The 19,021-nt window shown below is 71.3% G+C and carries 14 protein-coding genes; 6 read left to right on the top strand and 8 right to left on the bottom strand.

Annotation, left to right across the window (positions count from 1 at the left end):
* Nucleotides 1–34: 34 nt before the first annotated feature.
* Nucleotides 35–487, top strand: a complete 453-nt coding sequence (locus WYO_RS00555) for a DUF305 domain-containing protein (protein ID WP_007557739.1) — start codon at nucleotides 35–37, stop codon at nucleotides 485–487.
* Entirely contained in the window at nucleotides 484–1,920 is a 1,437-nt protein-coding gene (locus tag WYO_RS00550) for a YncE family protein (protein ID WP_007557737.1), read from the top strand. Before WYO_RS00555 ends, WYO_RS00550 begins: the two co-directional genes overlap by 4 nt.
* Nucleotides 1,921–2,404: 484 nt before the next feature.
* Here WYO_RS00550 and WYO_RS00545 read toward each other — a convergent pair whose 3' ends face one another.
* From WYO_RS00545 to WYO_RS00535, 3 genes are read right to left on the bottom strand one after another with little or no spacing between them, the layout of a single operon-like run.
* A complete protein-coding gene (locus WYO_RS00545) occupies nucleotides 2,405–5,827 on the bottom strand; it encodes an ATP-dependent helicase (RefSeq protein ID WP_007557735.1) in 3,423 nt (1,140 codons plus the stop codon).
* A gap of 16 nt (nucleotides 5,828–5,843) precedes the next feature.
* A complete protein-coding gene (locus tag WYO_RS00540; RefSeq protein WP_128754885.1) occupies nucleotides 5,844–6,401 on the bottom strand; it encodes a hypothetical protein in 558 nt (185 codons plus the stop codon).
* A gap of 8 nt (nucleotides 6,402–6,409) precedes the next feature.
* The gene (locus WYO_RS00535) at nucleotides 6,410–6,973 is read right to left on the bottom strand and encodes a hypothetical protein (RefSeq protein ID WP_007557732.1); all 564 of its coding nucleotides are present in this window, start codon (nucleotides 6,971–6,973) and stop codon (nucleotides 6,410–6,412) included.
* A gap of 198 nt (nucleotides 6,974–7,171) precedes the next feature.
* Here WYO_RS00535 and WYO_RS00530 point away from each other — a divergent pair, with 198 nt between their 5' ends.
* From WYO_RS00530 to WYO_RS00515, 4 genes are all read left to right on the top strand, one after another.
* Nucleotides 7,172–8,431 carry a nucleotidyltransferase gene (locus WYO_RS00530; RefSeq protein WP_007557730.1) on the top strand — a complete coding sequence of 420 codons (1,260 nt, stop codon included), beginning with the start codon at nucleotides 7,172–7,174 and terminating at the stop codon, nucleotides 8,429–8,431.
* Nucleotides 8,428–8,898 (top strand): hypothetical protein, encoded by a 471-nt coding sequence (locus WYO_RS00525; RefSeq protein ID WP_230365442.1) that lies wholly within the window; start codon nucleotides 8,428–8,430, stop codon nucleotides 8,896–8,898. Before WYO_RS00530 ends, WYO_RS00525 begins: the two co-directional genes overlap by 4 nt.
* Nucleotides 8,895–9,923: a CBASS cGAMP-activated phospholipase gene (locus WYO_RS00520; protein ID WP_007557725.1), complete on the top strand. Its 1,029-nt coding sequence runs from the start codon at nucleotides 8,895–8,897 to the stop codon at nucleotides 9,921–9,923. The genes WYO_RS00525 and WYO_RS00520 overlap by 4 nt, the downstream gene beginning before the upstream one ends.
* A gap of 113 nt (nucleotides 9,924–10,036) precedes the next feature.
* Complete coding sequence (locus tag WYO_RS00515; RefSeq protein WP_007557723.1) at nucleotides 10,037–11,650, top strand: DUF2235 domain-containing protein; 1,614 nt, start codon at nucleotides 10,037–10,039, stop codon at nucleotides 11,648–11,650.
* 41 nt (nucleotides 11,651–11,691) lie between these two features.
* Here the strand turns inward: WYO_RS00515 and WYO_RS00510 are convergent, their stop codons facing one another.
* The 5 genes from WYO_RS00510 to WYO_RS00490 are packed head-to-tail and all read right to left on the bottom strand — an operon-like array spanning nucleotide 11,692 to nucleotide 19,020.
* On the bottom strand, nucleotides 11,692–14,022 hold the full coding sequence (locus WYO_RS00510; RefSeq protein ID WP_007557721.1) for a TniQ family protein: 2,331 nt from the start codon (nucleotides 14,020–14,022) through the stop codon (nucleotides 11,692–11,694).
* Nucleotides 14,023–14,032: 10 nt separating this feature from the next.
* Complete coding sequence (locus WYO_RS31315; RefSeq protein WP_007557718.1) at nucleotides 14,033–15,049, bottom strand: TniB family NTP-binding protein; 1,017 nt, start codon at nucleotides 15,047–15,049, stop codon at nucleotides 14,033–14,035.
* Nucleotides 15,042–17,441 (bottom strand): Mu transposase C-terminal domain-containing protein, encoded by a 2,400-nt coding sequence (locus WYO_RS00500; RefSeq protein WP_007557716.1) that lies wholly within the window; start codon nucleotides 17,439–17,441, stop codon nucleotides 15,042–15,044. Before WYO_RS00500 ends, WYO_RS31315 begins: the two co-directional genes overlap by 8 nt.
* The gene (locus WYO_RS00495; RefSeq protein WP_007557715.1) at nucleotides 17,438–18,190 is read right to left on the bottom strand and encodes a hypothetical protein; all 753 of its coding nucleotides are present in this window, start codon (nucleotides 18,188–18,190) and stop codon (nucleotides 17,438–17,440) included. The genes WYO_RS00500 and WYO_RS00495 overlap by 4 nt, the downstream gene beginning before the upstream one ends.
* On the bottom strand, nucleotides 18,187–19,020 hold the full coding sequence (locus WYO_RS00490) for a hypothetical protein (RefSeq protein WP_007557713.1): 834 nt from the start codon (nucleotides 19,018–19,020) through the stop codon (nucleotides 18,187–18,189). The genes WYO_RS00495 and WYO_RS00490 overlap by 4 nt, the downstream gene beginning before the upstream one ends.
* Nucleotide 19,021: the final 1 nt, after the last annotated feature.

The raw sequence follows: 19,021 nt of genomic DNA, 5'->3' as shown, positions 1-19,021 counted from the left end.
CCCTTCCATTGATACCGGATCGCGAGGAGGCCGCATGCGCGGAGCACTGGGATTTGCCGTGACGTCGGCGCTGATGGCGAGCGGCCTCGTCGGCGGCCGGATGATGATGCGCCCGACGCTGGCCGCCAGCGAGCCTCCGGCCGCGTCGTCAACGTCGTTCGACGCGATGATGGCGCAGTCGATGACGCGGATGCACGCCGACATGATGGTCCCGCCCTCGGGCGATCCCGACCGCGATTTCGCCGCGATGATGATCCCCCACCACGAGGGCGCGATCGCGATGGCCAAGGCGGAGCTGCTCTACGGCAAGGATCCGGTCCTGCGTCGCCTCGCGCAGGGAATCGTCGTCGAGCAGGGCCAGGAGATCGATGTGATGCGCCGTGCGCTCGCCAGTCTTCCTAAAGCGCCGCAGCCATCGACTGGTGCGGCCCATTCCCACGACCACAGTGCAGCCCCCGCCGCCATGCCCTCGGAGACCCGCCGATGAAGACCGCCCTGACTATCCTCGCCCTCGCGCTGCTCTCCGGCCCGGCGCTCGCCGGGCAGGCCCCGGGCGCAGCTTCCGCCCCGGACGTGCCGGTTAGCGGCAAGGATCGGTTCTACACCTCCGACCAGTTCTCCAACACGGTCTCGGTGGTCGATCCCGCCGCCAACACCCTGCTCGGGGTGATCCGGCTCGGCGACCCGACGCCGATGAACCTGAGCCCGCTCTATCGCGGGCAGCTTCTGGTTCACGGCATGGGCTTCTCGCCGGACCACAGGACCCTGCTCGCGGTCTCGATCGGTTCGAACTCCGTGAGCTTCATAGACACGGCGACCAACGCGGTCCGCCACACCGCCTATGTCGGCCGCTCGCCGCACGAAGCCTTCTTCACGCCGGACGGCCGAGAGGTTTGGGTGAGCGTGCGCGGCGAGGACCATATCGCGGTGCTCGATGCCGCCACCGCCAAGGAGACCCGCCGGATCACCGTACCGAACGGGCCCGGCATGACGATCTTCTCGCCGGACGGCGCCTACGGCTACGTCTGCTCCAGCTTCAGCCCCGAGACCGTCGTCATCGACACCAAGACCCACACCATCGTCGGCCGCGTGAAGCAAGAGAGCCCGTTCTGCCCCGACATCGCCGCGACGCCGGACGGCAAGCAGGTGTGGTTCACCCTTAAGGATGTCGGCCGCACCCAAGTGTTTTCGGCGCGTCCGCCCTTCGCGCCGCTGAAGACGATCGAGACCGGGCCGATCACCAACCACGTCAACATCGTCTCGACCAAGGCCGGCCAGTTCGCCTACGTGACGATCGGCGGCCTGAACCAGCTCAAGGTGTTCCGCACCGACGACTTCTCTCAGGTCGCCACCATCGCGACCGGCGCCCTGCCGCACGGGCTCTGGCCCTCGGGCGACGGCAGCCGCGTCTATGTCGGCCTGGAGAACGCCGACATGGCGGCGGTGATCGACACGGCGTCGAACACGGTGATCGCTGAGGTGCCGATCGGGCAGGGTCCGCAGGGCGTCGCCTACGTCCCGAACGCCGTGCCGGAGGGCGACGGAAAGCAGAACCTCCAGCCGCTGGGTGCTGCCGGCAAGACCAGCGCGCTGACGCTCACCGGTTCCGATGACAAGCCGGCGACGCAGGTCACCCTGTTCGACCAAGGCGTGCTGCAAACGCTACAGGCCGCGGTCACAGGACTGCCCGCGAAAATGCCCTTCGTGCTGGCGCTCGCCGCCAATCCGAAGGGAGCGACCGGCCTGGAGCCGCTCGCCGCCTTCATGACCAACCCGGCCGGCGCGGCCATCGTCAACGCGATCGGCCCGATCCGACAGGTCACCCGCACGGATGCCGGCGCTAGCCGGCGCTACCTCGTGGTGGTCTCGGGCAAGCCCGGTGAACTCGGCAGTGTCGTCCAGATGCAGACTGTGGATTGATCGAGTGGGGGGCGCTAGTTCGGAAGGCGAACACTCATAAGAGTACCTTGGCGGCGCGAGCCCAGTTTCGATGTCTGCTTTCGAGAACGACGTCGGACTGCTTCTACGGCGCAGTTGGGTCGGTAGGAGCCCGTCCGGCATTGCAGCGGGCCTTCTCCGAAGCGGGCACTCCGCTTCCGGCCTTCGGGGTTAGCCAGGGACGATCACGCCTTCGGCAAGCGGCCCCTCCGCAGGTTTGAAATAAGTCGGAAACGGCTCCTCATGCGATCAAGCCGATCTGGTCTGACCGCGGTTCAGACGAATGGTGCCGCCAAGTCGCAGCTCAGGTGACGGCTGATCGGGTACGTCGTGGCGTGCGGTCGGCACTTTACCAGTCAAATAACTGCCACGGCTCATGGTTTTCATATCAAGCACCTCAGCCGAGCCCGACGCAGGCGGCCGCGGCATCGTCCGCAGCGTAATCACGACCTTGTCCAGCCGTCGGCTACGCCTCATCGGGACGGTGAGCCGCGAGGATGCCCGCCGGCACGGGCCCGCAGGTCACGTAGTGCGGGCACCGCGGGCAGGCCCTCTCGTCGGGTTCCGGGGGGAAGTCGCCCGCGAGGATACCCTCCGCGATCAGTCGCAGCTTGCGCTCGCGGTTCGTTCGCTTCCTCTGGGTCAGCGGGATGTCCATCACGCCGTCCCCGCTCAGGTGGATGGCCTCGACCCGCGCACCCGGGCCGTGGCGCAGGCCGGCCGCCATGAGATAGGCGGCGTAGACGAGGTCGTCCTCCTCTTCCTTCCTCCTCCGGCCGGTCCGCACCCTTCGGTAGACCGTGGCAGCCCCATCGCCGCGCACCTCGTCGGGCAACACGACGAGGCCGAGGCCGCCGAGATCGATGGCGACGGGCTCGCGCAGCCCGGGGACATGTCCTTCCCGGGTTCGCATGAGCGCCTCCACCAGTTCGAACCCCATCCGTCTGAGCTCCTCGGCATATCCCTCGGTCGGCCCCTTCTCTGACCAGACCGCGTCGAAGCACGCCCGCACCGCCTCAAGCGGGAGGCCCCAATTCCGCGCGTCCTCCCTGAGCCAGCGCAGGACCTCGTGCACCACGTCGTGCATCCTGACGAAGGGGGTCGAGCGGCGACCGCCGGCCGCGCCCAGCACGTGCGTGTAAAAGAAGCGGCGGGGACACCGGTCGTAGAGTGAGATCTGCTCGGCGGTGAAGGAGGGCGGCCCCTCCCACGCGACGCCGATCCGGTGACGGTCGGGCTCGGGCGCCTCGCGCAGGTGCAACGGCGGATCGGGCACGTCCCGCACGACCTCGGCGACCTTGTCGAGGAAGGGCGAGAGCGGGCGCCCGCTTCCGTTCGCCTTGCGGCGCGCCGCGAGGAGGGTGAGGTGGCGGCGCGCCCGGGAAGCCGCGACGAAGAAGAGGCATTCCTCCTCCTCGGCATGCCCGCGCCGGATCGCGTCCACTCCCGACAAGCCCTCGGCGCCGGCGACGAGCCCGTCCGGGGGCGGGCAGCGCGGGGTCCGGCCGCCGCTCGGAAATCCCTGACCCACCATACCGGGGATGTGCACGGCCTCGAACTCCAGGCCCTTACTGGCGTGGACGGTCATCAGGCTGACCCCGTCCATCGCGGCCGCGGCCGCGGGCATCTGGCGGAGATCCCGCTCCTCGGACAGGAGGACCAACCGCCTCGTGCGGTCCAGCAGGCGTTGGATCGGGAGCCCCTGGCCCGGCGGCAGCTCGCGGCAGAACGCGAGGAACTGCCAGAGGGCCACCATCCGCATCCGGTCCCGGGTCCGAAGCGGCGGGCGGGGATCGGGCAGCAGGTGCCGGCGATCGAACAGCAGGCGGCAGAGCGCCTCCCAGGGGTGGCTGGCCGCGCCCAGGCCCTGAAGGTCGGCGCGGAGGTTCGCCAGCGCCGCCGCCGCCGGGGCGCCGAGCGGGGCCGCCGATTCCGTCGCCCATGCCATCGGCTCCTCGCGCCGCGCGAGGACGCGATGGAGACGACCGACGTCTTCGAGCGGCATCGCGTACCGCGGCATGCGCGCGACCCGGGCCAGGGTGCCGGCCTTGGGATCGACCAGCAGCGCCAGGACGGCGAGCAGGTCGCGGATCTCGTCCCGCTCGAACAGGGTGCCGAGAAACAGCACGGGAACGTCGCGCCGTTCGAGCGCCGCCGCGACCGCGGCCAGGCGGGCGTTGCCTCGGCACAGGACGGCCTGGTCCCGGAAGTCCACGCCGTGAACCTGCCGAAGTTCGAGGATGCGGGCGGCGACCGCGGCGGCCTCGTCCTCCGGGCGTTCGACCGTGCGCGTCTCGGGGTGCGCGTGGGAGGCACCCGCGTGGGCGGTGAGGTCGAGCGGGAGGACGCCGCGCGAGGCCGCCATGTCGGTCGCGAAGGCCGAGAACGCCGCGACGACCTCCGCCGACGAGCGGTAGTTCACCGTCAGGCGCCCGATCCGGCGCCCGGGAAAATCGGCCTCGAAGGCCGTCATGTTGGCCGAGCAGGCGCCGCGGAACCGATAGATCGATTGGCGGGAGTCGCCGACGACCCAGAGCCGCTCGCCTCCGCCCGCCAATGCCTTGAGCAGCCTGACGCTCGCCCGGTTCACGTCCTGGTACTCGTCGACGAGGATGTGGCGGTGCTTGGCGCGCAGGATGTCCAGGGCGCCGCGGTCCCGCTCCAGCAGGAGCGTCGGCCGCATGACGAGGTCGCCGAAGTCGAGCCGGCCGAGCCGCCGCATCTCGGCGTCGTAGACGCGGTAGACCGCCGCGACCTCGATGGCCTTCTCGGCGCGCAGCCGGGCCTCCCCGTCGTCGCCGGCCCGTTCAGCCATCCGCTCGGCGAGGGCCATGTACGCGTCCGGAAGCGTGAGTTCGTCCTTCGCCCGCGACACCGCGGCGAGGATGTCGCTCAGTTCGAGCGTGGGGTCGTGCAGGTTCCGGAAGTGATGGAGCGGCAGCCGCGGAACGAGATCTTCGAGCATGCCGATGGCGTCGGCCTTGTCCACGAGCCGCGGGTCGTCGGGCAGCCCTTCGCGGTCGTGGAACTGCCGCAGGACGTCGAGGCCGAAGCCGTGGAACGTGCCGATCCAGGCCGCGGCGGCCGCCTCGGGCAGGCGAGCGGTCAACCGCTCGACGAGTTCGCCCGCCGCCTTGTTCGAGAAGGTGAGGACGAGGATCTCGGATGCGGTCGCGCCCCGGTCGAGGAGCCGTTCGATGCGGCTGACCAGCGTGCGCGTCTTCCCCGTACCGGGACCCGCCTGCAGCAGGAACGGAGTACCCTCGTGGAAGGCGGCGGCCCGCTGGCTGTCGTCGAGCGGACGCCCGGCCCCGGCACCGGGCTCGGCACGCGGCCGGTGCTCCGGCAGCAGCAGGCAATCGGCCAACTGCTGGAAGACGAGGGCTTGGGGCAGCCCGGTGAGGCGGACGATGTCCTCGGCACCGTGCCCATCCTCCAGGAAGAGGCGGCGCGCCGAGGCCCGCGGCAGGACCAGCTCGCGGGCGAACAGGTCGGCCTGCAACTCCCGACGCTCGCGCCGGCCGTAACCCTCGACCTTCTCCACGCCCGTGGCGGCGGCCTCCACGGCGCGGCTCGGGTCGATGTCGCCGTCGACGATGACGTCATCGGGATCGTGCAGGACGGCGTGTCCGAGCTCGTGCCCCGCGAGCAACGCCTTGGCCGTCGGGTCCCCGCGATCCTCGCAGGCGATGGCCGGGAGGCTCGGGTCGTAGAGGCCGCGCCCGCCGCGAAGGTAGGCATCGCCGGGGCGCAACCAGCTGAGATCGATCTCGTGGGCGTCGATGGCCGCGACCACGAGATCCAGGGGGCGGAACGGATCGGCGCCGCCCTCGACCGCCGCCGCGTGGACCTGCGCCGCCCTCGCCCTGACAACCTCGAACGCGTCCACGGCGGCGATGTCCTTCCTAGAGCGATGCCAGGTACCGCTTCTGCTCGTCGCTCAACCCCGAGCTCTCGATCGCCTCGGCCAGCGATTGCTTCTCGACGGCCTCCGGCTTGCCGTCCGACTTGAACCGCGCGGCCACGGGCACCCGCGCGGGCCCCGCGAGGAAGCGGGCAAGCTCGTCCGCGCCGGTCCCGAGCGCCTCGGCCAGACGTGCCAGGAAACCGGCGCTCAGATCCTCGACGCGGATGAGCCGGTCCTTGAGCCGCCCGAGGAAGTTCAGGTTGCAGCCGAAGCGGCGCGCCACCCCGCGCAATCCTCCGTCGGCCCGTGCGGCGAAGGGGTCGATCCCGCCTTCGGTCGTCGACGCGGCCGGTGGGGCAGCGGTTGGGGCAGGGCACGCGTCGGCGGCGCAGGCGGCGTGGGCGCGCTCGAAAGCGGCGTCCGCAATGGCGACGAGTGTGTCCGAGTCCTCCCCGATGGCGAGCAGCTCCGCCTTGAGCTCCTCGGGAGAGGCCGCCAGGATCCCCTCGATGTAGAGGTCATCCAGGGCGTCCAGGAACCTCTCGTCCTTGGTCATCTCTCGGTTCATGATCTCCATCCTTTCGGGTAGCGGAGGGAGAGCGCCTTCCTGATGCGCTTTTTCGCGTAGTCGAGATCGCCCTGTGCCAGCCCGGTGCGCTCCCTCAGCGCCTTGCCGGCGAGCTCGTCCCTGAGGGCTTCCAGCACCGCGAGCTCCTCCGGCTGGTCCTGGAACATCTCGAACACCTCCGCGATGATCCTCACCCTCTCCTGGGTGTCGATGATGGCGTCCTCCGCGCTACCGGCCCTCGGCTTCTCGCCAAGCCGGGCGCGCATGTGGGCGTCGACCTCCTCCGCGTCGTCGGTCGTGACCGACCGCTTCTGCCTCTCCCGCTCGTGCGAGACGAGGCTGCGCATCACGCCCACGAGGTAGGCGACGATGTTCAGCTCCCGGCCGCACTGCCTCGTGCCGAGCAGGGTCCGGCAGATCGCCTCGTTCAGGAGGTCGCCCGGGTTGAGCGTGGTGCCCCCGCACAACCGCTTCGCGATGACGACCAGTTTCTTGCGGTCGTCGCGCGACAGGTCGCGGTAGGCCGCCCCGAATTCCTCCGGGCTGAGGTCATCGCCCACCCGTTCGCCCCCGGCTCGCCTCCGCAGCCGACCGCCCGGCCAAACGTCCGACCGACATCCCCTATGCCCCCCGCCCGCGATTTTCAGAATCCGCGCCGGCCAAATTCTGAGACGCGAGCTTGGCCGGCATACCTCGGCAGGATGCCACGGACGCAGGGGTTTTCAACCTTGACGAGCGTCCAGCCAAGGAGCGACCCCATGAACCACTTCCGACACCCCCCCGGCCTCGACCCCTTCGCCAGCGCGCTCGACGCGGTCATGGCCGACATCGCCATCTCGGTGCAGCTGCCGCCCGGCCTGCACGCGAAGGCAGGCGGCCGCTACGAGGCCATCCGCGACTTCGCGGAACGTCCCGGCAGCCCGCTGAACGGGCGCATCCTGCGCTTCTACCCGCAGGGCAGCATGGCCATCGACGCGACGACGTCGACGCGCGGCACGGACGACGAGTACGATCTCGACATCGTCGCGGCGCTAGATCTCGATCCGCATTCCGGGCCGGACGCGGTTCTCGACCTGCTGTACCGCTCGCTGGAAGGATATCCGACCGGTCAGAAGGTCGAGCGCCAGACTCGGTGCGTGACCGTCCGCTACGCCGACCGGATGCACGTCGACGTGACCCCGGCGGTGCGCCTGGGACACGGCGCGGAGCGGGTCAGCCACATCTTCCACGCCCACCCGGACAAGCCCGTGTCCGAGCACTTCCACGTGCCGATGAACGCATACGGCTTCGCCGAGTGGTACCGGGCGCGCACGCCGCTGGAGCGCCGGTTCGCGGCCGCCTTCAACAAGCGGCTGCACGAGGCCTACGGCATGGAGGTGCGGGCGGACGCCGAGGTCGACGAGATCCTCGACCAGGTGCCCATCATCGTGAAGGCGGTGGCGACCGTCGCCCTGCAGCTGCTCAAGCGCCACCGCAACGTGGCCTACGCCGGGGCCACGGGGCGCATCCCGCCCTCGGTGATGCTCTCCTGCTTCGCGGGGCAGGCCTCGCATCCGGGCCTGCCGCTCGCCGACATGGTGATCCGCCTCGCCCGCTCGGTGGCGAGCGCCCTGCGGGCGGCCAGCGTCCGCCGCGAGCCCATCAGGGTCGTCAACCCCGTTCACGCGGAGGATTGCTTCACCGACCGCTGGCCGGAGAACCTCGCCCAGCAGGACGCGTACGCCGCCAAGCTCACGGACCTCGCGGACGGCCTCGCGTGGATCAAGCAGCACGGTTCGAGCCTGGAGGACATCCAGGACTGGCTGCGGGAGCGCTTCGGCGGCCACGTCGTCTCGACCTCGGTCCGCCGGTTCAACGACCGGACCGGCCGGGCGGTCCAGTCCGGGCTCCACGCCTACACGCCGCGGGGCGGCCTCTACGTCCCGAGCCGCCCGGCGCTGGTCGGCGTCGGCGGCGCGGCCGCCGCGGCACCGGCCCGGGCGAGCGCCCACACCTTCCGCGGGGGGCGCCGGTGGTGAGCGTCTTCCCCTCCATCGCCGACCAGGACCGGGCCATCCGGGCGTCATGGCCGTCGTTCAGGCTCGTCGAGCGCTCCGAGCGGGCGGCGACCTGGCTCGGCACGCTCAAGCCCTTCATGCTCGCCTACGAGGTGCGGGTCTCGTACCAGGTCCCCCTCGTCATCGAGCGGATCGCCCCCCTGCGGCAGCAGCCCGAGGTCCGGGTGATCTCGCCGGTCCTCCGGCGCCGCCCCGGGGACGGCGAGGGCACGCTGCCGCACGTCTACGTCGACCGGGCCGGCGACCCGGTCCTGTGCCTGTTCGACCACGAGATCGGCGAGTGGACCCCGTTCAGCCTGATCGCCGAGACGACCATTCCCTGGGCCCTCGACTGGCTCGGTTGCTACGAAGGCTGGCGCGCGACCGGACGGTGGTCCGGGGGCGGGCGGCACGCCGAACCCCCCGCCGCCAAGGAAGCCGGACGATGAGCTACGTTCCCCCGCGCCGCTCCGACGGCACCCAGCAGGACCGCAGGCAGCCCCTGCCGTGGCCCAAGGATCGGCCCTTCCGGATCCTCTCCGTCGACGGGGGCGGCATCTGCGGCATCCTCCCGGCCGCGGTGCTCGCCGAGCTTGAGGGCCGATTTCTCGAAGGGCGCTCGATCGCCCGGCACTTCGACATGATCGCCGGGACCTCGACCGGCGGCATCATCGCGCTCGCGCTCGCCCACGGCCTGACGGCGCGCGAGATCCGCGACGTCTACGTCGAGCGCGGCGGCAACATCTTCCCGCCCCCGTCGCGGATCGAGCGACTCACCCGGTTCGTGCGCCAGCGCTACCGCTACGTCTACGAGCGCAAGCCGCTCGAAGACGAGCTGCTGCGGATCTTCGGGGAGACCACCTTCGGCGAGGCCCGGACCCGGCTCTGCATCCCCGCCTTCGAGGGGTTCCACGGCGAGCCGTTCGTCTTCAAGACGCCCCACCACCCCGCCTACAGGAAGGACCGATCCGAGCGCATGGTCAGGGTCGCCCTGAGCACTGCGGCCGCCCCGACCTACTTCGAGGCGCTGGCGAACAACGGCTACGTGATGGTCGACGGCGGCCTGTGGTCGAACAACCCGACGATGAACGCGGTGGTCGACGCGCTCGCCTGCTTCGACATCGACCGCGGCCAGATCCAGGTGCTCAGCCTCGGCTGCGGGGAGACCGCTTTCAAGGTCGATGCGAACAAGACCTCCGGCGGCATGATCCAGTGGCGCGGCGTCATCCAGGCGGCCATGAAGGCGCAGTCGCACAACGCCATCGGGCAGGCGGGCCTGCTCATCGGCCGTGACCGGCTGACGCGCATCGACGCGCCGGAGAGCACCAACCCCATCGCGCTGGACGACTACCTGCGCGCGAAGGCGGAGCTGCCGGCCATGGCCCGGGTCCTCGTCGAGGGCGCCGGGCGCGAGATCCACCGGAACCTCCTCCTCGACGAGGTCGAGCCGTACACCCCGTGCCCCGTCGCCTGAGGCAGGCGCAAGCGCGGGCGGAAATCTGAAACCCCGTCCCGGGCGGCATCGCTGCCAGGGACGCAAAGGCTGCTGTCGCCCATCCCGGGCCCCGGCGTTCCAGAGGCAGGCGGATGCCCAAGAATATCGTGGTCTTCTCCGACGGCACCGGGCAGGATGGCGGCGTCCGCCCCGAGCAGCGAGTCAGCAACGTCTACAAGATGTACCGCGTCTGCAAGGTCGGGCCCGAGAGCGGCATCGACCCGGCGGAGCAGGTCGCCTTCTACGACCCGGGGCTGGGCACCGACATCGGCGCCACGGCGCTGACGGCGCCCGTGCGGTTCGTGCAGAAGATGGCGGCCTCCCTCTCGGGGCGCGGGATCACCACGAACATCGCGGACTGCTATCGCTTCATCATCGACCACTACGAGCCGGGCGACCGCATCTACCTGATCGGCTTCAGCCGGGGGGCCTACACGGTCCGCTGCGTGGCGAACCTCCTGATGTACTGCGGGGTGCCCGCCACGGGTGCCGGCGGCGCTCTGCTGCGCTTCCGCAAGATGACGCGGGACATCGCGCGCGAAGCGGTCGAGACGGTGCTGGAGCACGGTGCCGGCCACCCGCGCGCGGACTTCGACGCGGAGCGGCACGAGCTCGCCCGCCGGTTCCGGGCGCGGTACGGCTCTGAACATCCCGAGGGTGGCGGCAAGTCCAACGTCGAGCCCTACTTCATCGGGACCTTCGACACGGTAGCCGCGCTCGGCGTCGCCGGCCCGAAACGCACCCTGATCAAGGCCAGCTTGGCGGCCGCGGCCGTCATCCCGCTCGGCATCGCCATCGCCGTCACCTCCGCCCTGGTCGGGGGCATCTCCTACCTGTTCGACGGCCCCTTCTGGAAAGCGGACCTGATCACCGCGGGCATCCTCGTGGCCGCTTCCGTCGCGGTCGCAGGGGTGGTGAGGCGGCGCGTCGCCGCGGCGAAGACCAAGACCATCGTGGACTGGCCCGGGCCGGGAAGGTCGAAGAGCCACGTGGCGGAGTGGAAGGGCGAGAACTTCGACCGCCTCCTCAGCGCCCAGGTCGGCTACGCCCGCGCGGCAATCGCCATCGACGAGAGGCGCAAGGACTTCGACCGCGTGAAGTGGGGCCCGACCGAGGTCCGACCGCCGCGGGCGCCCGGCGCGCCCGACCAGTTCCGGCAGTTCTGGTTCGCCGGCAACCACTCCGACATCGGCGGCGGCTACGAGGAGACCGAATCCCGCCTGTCCGACATCGCGCTCCGGTGGATGCTGGAGCAGGCCGTCGGCGTCCCGGACGGCCTCAAGGTGGACGGGATGCCGCCCGTCGCCGATCCGCGCCACCCGGTCGAGGTGATGCGGATCCCGCGGCTACGCCTGCACCCGTCCGCCGCGGGCGTGCAGCACTGCGAGGTGGCCGGCATGCGGGACGCCATCGCGGCGCGCGTCTCGGCCTCGTGGGTGCCGGGTTGGGTACGACGCTGGGCGGAGGGCAAGACCTGGGAAGTCAGGGACCGGGAGATCAGGCCCGACGCCACGGTGCACCCGAGCGTCGACGAGCGCTACCGGCTCGCGTCCGTGGTCCAGTGCGACGGGGTCGCGCCCTACCGTCCCGCGGCGCTGGCCGACCACGTCCGGTTCAAGCCGTTCTACGCAAGTCCGGTGGCAGCCTCACCGGAACCCTCGGGAGCGGTCGGGCCGGGGGCGCCCGAGCGAGCGGCAGGCGCCTGAAGGCTTGGACCGGGACACCGCCGGTTGACCGAACGGCAGGTTCACGTCGCGGGCCGCTCGGATCGATCCGTCTCCGGGAAGGCCGGCCGCGCCGCCTTGACGCCACCGGGCGCGGTGGCTCCCCGGACCTGCGGGAAGGTCGCGCGCAACAGCTCGGTGCTGGCGACCGTACGGGCAACCAGGTCCGGCCAGGCGCGCGGCGCCGAGAGCTCGGATGCCTCGACGATGTCGGCAACCTCCAGCCGTCCGGCCACCTCGCGCCAACGCAGGCGTCCGCCGAGCGCGGCCTGGATCGCCACCTCCCGAGGCGGGCGGCCCCCGCGGGTCAGGACGACTTCCACCGCCTCCCGCTCGGGTTGGACCTCGATCCGGATCGTGAGGTCGCCGGAGGCGCTGGACAGGGTCAGGCCGCGGCTTCGCCCGACGAGCTTGAACGTTCCCCGCCGCCCGAGCGCGCGGAGCAGCGCGGCCTGGAACGCGAGCACGCCGCCGCCCGCCGGGTCGTCGGGGTCGCAGGCCAGCACCAATATCGAGCGCGCGCCGGCACGGTCGACCATGTGCGTGACGGTTCCGTCCTTCTGGGCAACCCGCAGCGTCTCGACGCCGAGCTTCTCCAGCGCGGCACCGGCCTCGTGACCCGACCGCACCGCCCCGGCGATGTCGGCATAGATGTCCGCGGGGGCCCAGATCCTGCGGAACCCATCGAGGGATATCTCGTCGATCCGGCGCCAGCCGCGCCCCCCGGAGCACACCCGCAGGTGACCTCCGTCGATCAGGCCGTCGACCGTCTCGACCCTGCATCCGAGCACGGTGGCGGCCTGGTAGCGGCTGAGGCCGGGGAGCGTCCGCAAGGCCGCGCGCGCGGCCCGCATGCCGCCCCCGCGGTCCCGGCGCGGGTCGAGGACCAGGAGGTCGCCGACGGTCGGTCCGAGCCTTCCCCGCGGGACCGCATACCCTTTCAGGATCGCCTCGACCGACCGCGCCGGGTTGGTCTTGCAGGTCCGCCTGAGGTCGGCCAGCCTCAGGTGGCCGTCCGGCACGTCGGTCGCGGGCTCGACCTTGTGCAGCAGGCGCGCGGCGAGCGTGGCCACGTCCTCGGGCCGGAACCGGTCGCGGTCGCGACCCGTGCCGATCCTGACGAAGTGGGTGATGACGCCGGCGCAGACGAGGGCGTCGAACGTGTCGCGCGGGAGCCCCAGCGCGTCGGCGGCCCCGTCCCGGTCGAGGCATGAGGCCAACGTCCGCCTGACCGACTCCGCCTGCTCCGGGCTGAAGGCCCGGTACCGCGCACGCGCGATTCCGAACTGGCGCTCGTGGATGCCGAGCGCCTCGGAGATGCGGCGAAGTCGCTCCTCCGTGAGGCCGAGCTCGGCCGCCAGGGTCGGGACCGGCAGCCAGCCCGCCTCGCCCGCGTACCAAGCCTCGCAGGTCGACGGCGAGAAGTCGCCCCGCTCGATCGCCACCCGCCGCATGCAACCGGCGAGGATCCCGATGTGCGAGCCTTTCTCCGCGTTCAGGGCCGAGCCGAGCCAGCCGAAGCTCGCGCGCTTGCCGCGCCCGTCCTTGAAGGCCGCGCGCGCGGCCGCGACCGCGTGGAGCAGCGTGACGAGCCCGTCCTCCCCCTTGCGCAGCACGTCGTACCCGGCCCGGTTCACGGCGGGCAGGCCGAAACCCTTGGTCACGCCAACGACCGGGCGCGTCCGCAGGGTTCCGCCGAGGGCGACCCGGCCGACGAGCTCCACCGCGTCGAGCACGTCGCCCAAGGTGGGGAGGCCATCGAGCAGCGGGACCGCCGGGGGCCCGGCGGCGCCCAGCCGGGCGAGGATGTAGCCCTCCAGGGACGGCCGCGGGACCGTGCGGCGCGGCACGCCGTGCCGCGGCAGCGGCGAGCCGGTCGGGGCGTGCGTGAACGACGCCGACCACCATGGGACGGGGTGGCCCGAGGCGTCGCGGTCGACGATGTCGATATCGTGGTCCGGGCAGCGCGCGAACGCCGGCAGGTCCCACCAGGCCCGGTGATGCGGGCTCTCGGCGAGGCAGGCCGGACAGAAGCGGCGCAGGCCGATCTGCCAGTGCCGCCGCCGGACTTCCTGGCCCATGATCACGACCGAGGTCGGGGAGACCACGGGGGTGGCATGGATCAGCTGCTCTTTTCCCGAGAGCGGGAAGGACAGCGCGAACTCCAGGCACTCGGCGGGCTGGATGTCCCGCCCGTTCAGCCCGTGCGAGTTCAGCAGGACGGCGACGCTGCCGATCCCGCTCATGGCTCCGAGGCGTACGACGTAGCCGTGGGCGGGCTCGCCCGGATGGGGCGGCCCCCAATCGGGGAGCGGAGGCTCGAAGCGCCCGTGCAGGTCCGTGAAGGTCCTCATGCCGGCCGCCTCACTTGACGAAGGCGCCCTGCGCCGGATCCTTCGGCTGCAGCGTCGGCTTAGCGGGCGGTGTCGCGCGGGCCGGGGCTTGGTCGATGTCGTCGCGGAACGGGTTGAAGGTCATCCCGACCGGCCTGACGAGGTCCCAGGCATCGGCGAAATGTCCGACCTCGACCCGCTCGGCGCCGTCGTTGAGCGCCCGGCACCCGGCCGCGAAGATGAAGTCCTTCAGCCGGCCGATGATGCCGTCGGTCACCCAGTAGAGCCGCGATGCGAACCACTGCGAGCCGAGGCCCGACTTCGCCGCGAAGGGCAGCCGGCCGTCGATCTCGGCGCAGAGCAGGCGGAAGAGGGCGCGCTCCTCCTTGCTGTCCCAGGAGTAGGGCAGCATGATGTGGTGCGGCAGGCCGCCCCGCCCCTCCAGCTGCTTGTCCGCCGCCATGATCCCGTAGGTCTCGACGAGCCCTGCGGCGGCGACGTTGAGCGTCCCGAGGTTGAGGATCTTGCGGACGAGTCCCAGGCAGTCCTTCAGCGCGCCTGGTCGTGCGGTGGTGAAGGCTTCCTGGACCTCGTCGAGGAGGACCAGCTCGACCTTCTGCTTGACCAAGGCGTTCAGCACGTTGCCGAACAATGCGTCGACCTTCATTCGGGTGACGTCGCCGGCGTTCAGCACTCCCGCGAGGGCGGTCACGAAGCCGGCCTTGTTGCAGCCGACAGGCAGGTCGACGTACGCCACCCGCCGCACGATTCCCTCGGAGCCGGTCAGGTCGGCCGGGAATCCGCGGGCATATCGCTTCAGGGCATAGCTCTTGCCCGTCCGCGGATCGCCGGCGAGGACGAACAGCGACCCGGTGTCCGGCAGGCCGTCCTTCACGGGCAGATGGAACCGCGCGACCGCCTCGGTCGCGGTCTCGAAGCGGTCGTGCCCCACGAAGAGGTTCTTCATGATGAGCTGCCGCTCGGCAGCCGGCTTCGCCGCGCGCTCGGCGCGGCGAAGCCGCTCGTCGTCCCGGAGGGTCTCACTCATCGCCCGTACTCCACTTCCTGTCGGCCCTGAGGGCCGCGAGTTCCTCGTCGAGATCGTCGTCGGGCCCGGGGGCCCCGGACGCGGGAATGGGGGCCTCCGGCGCCGGTGCCGGCACGATGGCCGACGAGGCCTCCTCGGGCTCGTCCCGGACCGGGGCAGGCGGCATCGGGCCGGGGGCACCGTCCGCCGACGCCATGGCGCCCTGTGGCGGCGCCGGGACCGACGCATCGCGGTGCCCGCCGGCGGCGAGGAGCCTCGGGGCCGGGGGCGACCCAGCGGGATCGGGCCCTGGCTCCGGCGCCGTCGCGGCCTTCGGACGGCGCGCGATGGCCAGGGGATCGAGGTGCCCCGCGGTGGTGGCGGGAAGCGCCGGCGTGCCCGTGCGCACCTCGCTGCGGAAGCGCCGCTTGCGCTCGCCGTCGAGGAAACGGGCGAGGCCGCGATGGATGGCCTTGCGCTCCGGTTTCGCCCGCGCTGCGGCGGCCGCGTCCCCGAGGAGGTCGAGCGCCCGGGCCATGGCATCGAAATCGAACGCGCCCTTGACCATGCGCCTGGCATTCTCGACGGCGAGGTCGTGGACGTGCCGGTGGCGCCCCTCGGCATAGGCGCGATGGGCCCGGGTCGCCGGCACCGTGATGATGCGCCCGTCTTGGTCGTACGGGTCGATCACGTAGATCCGGCCGATGTCGCTCGGGTCGCGCACGCACCGGTAGCGCGTGCCCGCGCCGTCCTCCCGCGCGTTCCGGTGCCCCGGGTTGGTGATGAGCGTGATCAGCTCCGGGCATTCGTACTTGACGTGGTCCCAGACGATCCCGTCGTTCTGGATCGTGCGGTCCTCCCACTCGCCGCACAGGGCGACGAACAGGTCGACTGGCGGGAGCGGGCCGCTGGGATGGCGGGCCGCCTCCTGGTTCCAGACCCGGAGCGGGATGTCGCCGATGCCGCGCAGGAGGCCCAGGCCCTTCGACCGGTGGACGTTGTGGACGTCGCAGATGAAGAACATCAGCAGCGCCTCGAACTCCGATTTCCGGATCTTGGCGCAGTCCAGGGTCTCCGGGTCGGGCTCGCGCCGCTTGACCGTGTTGGACAGCGTCGTGCCCGGGAGCAGGTGGATCAGACCCGTGTTGAGGTAGCCGAAGAATCTTTCGAGGGCGCCCTTGAGCCAGGGGCACTTCGGCTTGAACCGCGGCTTGTTCATCTTCAGCTCGCGCGCGGCGGCCTCGATGTCCTTGCCGATAAAATGCAAAGCATTGTCGACCCAGAGGTTTTCGATCCGGCCGAAGCACGGCCACGGCATCCGCACGGCCGGGAAGGGCGACATGTCCTTGGGGTACATCGCGTGCCGCAGGCCGGCGACGAAGCTGGCGAAGCTCGGGGCCTCGTAGCCGAGCGACGCCCCGACGATCATCCCCGTCTTGCGGCAGCGGAAAATAATCAGGTCCGGCCGGCCGAGGACGACGTCGCTGTCGTCGTCGACGAGCAGGATGTCGAGTACGCAGTGGTCGACCTCGACGTCCTGGTACGGCCGGTCCGGAAGCGGCTGCACCTCATAGGTGCGGTGCATCTTCGCCGCGTACTCGGGACCCTTGCGGTAGTAATCCCGGACGTACTTGTCGACGTCCTTGCAACGGCGCTGGAACGTGCGGATCGACGGGACCCGGATCTGGTCGAGTTCCTCCGGCGAGAGATGGCGCGAGAGGGTGCGCTTGTAGGCCCCGACCGAGGTGACGACCTTGGCGTAGGCCACCTCCGTGGTCATGTTCGGGCTGAGCCAGCGCCAGACGCCGCGCTCCAGCGCGACCTCGCCCACATGCCCGAACGGCCGGCGCCGGTTGCCCTTGTGCTGGTGCCGGTCGACGAGGCACGCCTTGCCGTGGATGTCGCCGAGCGTCATCCAGAGGTCGAACCAGTTGAGCACCGTGGTGAAGTGCGGCGCCTTCTCGCCCTTGCTCAGCGCCACCCGCAGGATGACGGGGTCGAGCGCCGGCTTCGAGCGTCGGAACTCCCAGGGCGCGCGGGGCCGCGCCTCGCCCTCGACGAAGCCCCGGATGCAGGCGTTCACGTAATCGAGCTTCCGGTCCGCCTCGGCGACCTGCTCCTTCGTGAGCTTGAGGCGGTTCGGCAGCGGGCCTCTCGGCTTGCCGTACTGGAAATTGCCGGCGACGAGCCGCGCCTCGCCCCTCGCCGACAGGAAGGCGAGTTGCTCGTCGGTGAGGAACAGCACGTCCTTGTCCTCGACGCGCAGGAACTGCAGCCGCCCGTCGAGGCGGCGCTCGAACTCGTGGGTCCGCCCGTCGAGGTTGAGGATGTCCTTGGTGCGCAGGTCGAAGCGCAGCGTCGCCGCCTGCCCATGGGCGGTTTGCACGGAGGGGACGGAAAACGGCGCGTTCACGGCACCACCTCGCGGATCTCGGCCTGGAAGGAGAGCGGCCGGGCAAGGTCGAGCGCGACCTCGCCCGCCAGCGCCAGGTTCATCACGGCGGTGTAGGCGCGGCACTCGCCCGGCCGGTCGTTCAGCCGGGCGGCCCTGACCACGGCCGCAATCGTGGTCGGCAGGCCGAGCGCCACGAGGGCGTCGCGGACGCGCAGCAGGGCGACGGCGTCCGGGACGATGTAGCGGTGCCGCTCCATGATCTGGGCGTTCGAGAGCCGGGGCTCGGCCCGGATCTCGGCCTCGTCCAGGGTCAGGAAAGCGACGCCGTGGTCGAGGCGGTAGGCCTCCTCGATGTGCGGCTGCCGCCGTGTCCAGCCCGGCCGCCCGGCGATGAACAGGGCCTTCGCGTCGATCACGACGATCGGGCCGGCTCGATAGCGGCACACCACGTCCGGGACGTAGACGTGCTTCTCCTGGCCGCCTCGACCGTCCGGGATGAAATAGGTGAGTTCGTGCGGCTCGACCGCGTAGTGCGCGATGTCGGGATTGGCCCCGAGGAGGGTCCGAAGATCACGTTCCAGAAGCGAGCGGAAGGGGGCGTCGCCGAGCGCCTTGTGGTCGCCACCGTCGCCATCGACGGCGCACAGGTAGTTGCGCTTCTTCACCTCCCGGACGACGGGGGCGCCTGGGAACAGCCCCAGGTTCGCCGGCTGCGCGGAAGACTTCAGGCGCAGGGGTTCCCCGGACGGGGCGGTCGCGGCGCTCATGTGCGGCTCCCCCGGGCGATCCGCGTGTCGGGTCCCAGGGGCTTCCTGAGGTCGAGCGCGACGTCACCGGCGAGCGCGAGCTCGATGACGCAGCCGAGGGTCCGGTCGAGGCGGCGCGCAGGGAAGGGCCGCGCCCGTCGGTGGAAGCGCGCCACGGTGGTCGGCAGCCCATGCCCGGCCAACGATTCCCGCACGCGCGCCACGTCGGGATCCTGGCACCCGGCCCGCTCGCGCAGCATGCGGGCGCGGTTCTCCCGGAGCGTCCGGGCGAACAGCACGTGCTCGGTCAGCATGCGGAAGCCAACGCCGAGGCGGCGGTAGCCCGCGCGGATGGCAGCCTCCGTCCTCGGCCATTCCGGGGCGGCCGCGTCCCGCTCCCAGCTGTGGATGAAGGTGTAGGCGACGGCCGAGCCGTCCAGGCGGCGCACGACCGCCTCCGGGCGGTGGCGTCCCTCCAGGACGGTGCCGTCGGCGGCGACCTCGCGGTAGCCGAGCACATGCCCGAACGGCACGACGAGCCGCGTGTCCGGATCGCACAGGAGCATCGTCAGCCCGGCGGTCTCCAAGGCAGCCGTGGTGACCGTCATGCCGCCGGGCAGCTTCTCGTGACGCAGCACGTCGGGGACCCAGCCGCGGGGCGGCCGGACCGGCGGGAGCGACCGGGGCGAAGAGCCCAGCCCGAGATCCGCGGGCATCACGAACGAGGTGCCGGGCCAGGCCTTGGTCCCCGGCTCGCACGGGACGGCGGCGAGATCGGTGAGCTTGAGGAGCTCCGCCGTACCGCGGAGAGGCGGGACGGCGGGCGCCGTGACGGCGGTCTGGATCTGCATG

Source organism: Methylobacterium sp. GXF4 (assembly GCF_000272495.1).
GTDB classification, from domain to species: Bacteria; Pseudomonadota; Alphaproteobacteria; order Rhizobiales; family Beijerinckiaceae; genus Methylobacterium; species Methylobacterium brachiatum.
Note: the sequence above shows the minus strand (reverse complement) of the source record. Positions and strands in the feature narration are given on the sequence as shown.

Bases quoted from the DNA above. Each gene is read 5' to 3' on its own strand.
- WYO_RS31315 (WP_007557718.1), bottom strand. From the start codon at position 15,049: ATGAGTGAGACCCTCCGGGACGACGAGCGGCTTCGCCGCGCCGAGCGC.
- WYO_RS00550 (WP_007557737.1), top strand. From the start codon at position 484: ATGAAGACCGCCCTGACTATCCTCGCCCTCGCGCTGCTCTCCGGCCCG.
- WYO_RS00555 (WP_007557739.1), top strand. From the start codon at position 35: ATGCGCGGAGCACTGGGATTTGCCGTGACGTCGGCGCTGATGGCGAGC.
- WYO_RS00495 (WP_007557715.1), bottom strand. From the start codon at position 18,190: ATGAGCGCCGCGACCGCCCCGTCCGGGGAACCCCTGCGCCTGAAGTCT.
- WYO_RS00510 (WP_007557721.1), bottom strand. From the start codon at position 14,022: ATGAGGACCTTCACGGACCTGCACGGGCGCTTCGAGCCTCCGCTCCCC.
- WYO_RS00490 (WP_007557713.1), bottom strand. From the start codon at position 19,020: ATGCAGATCCAGACCGCCGTCACGGCGCCCGCCGTCCCGCCTCTCCGC.
- WYO_RS00515 (WP_007557723.1), top strand. From the start codon at position 10,037: ATGCCCAAGAATATCGTGGTCTTCTCCGACGGCACCGGGCAGGATGGC.
- WYO_RS00540 (WP_128754885.1), bottom strand. From the start codon at position 6,401: ATGACCAAGGACGAGAGGTTCCTGGACGCCCTGGATGACCTCTACATC.
- WYO_RS00520 (WP_007557725.1), top strand. From the start codon at position 8,895: ATGAGCTACGTTCCCCCGCGCCGCTCCGACGGCACCCAGCAGGACCGC.
- WYO_RS00530 (WP_007557730.1), top strand. From the start codon at position 7,172: ATGAACCACTTCCGACACCCCCCCGGCCTCGACCCCTTCGCCAGCGCG.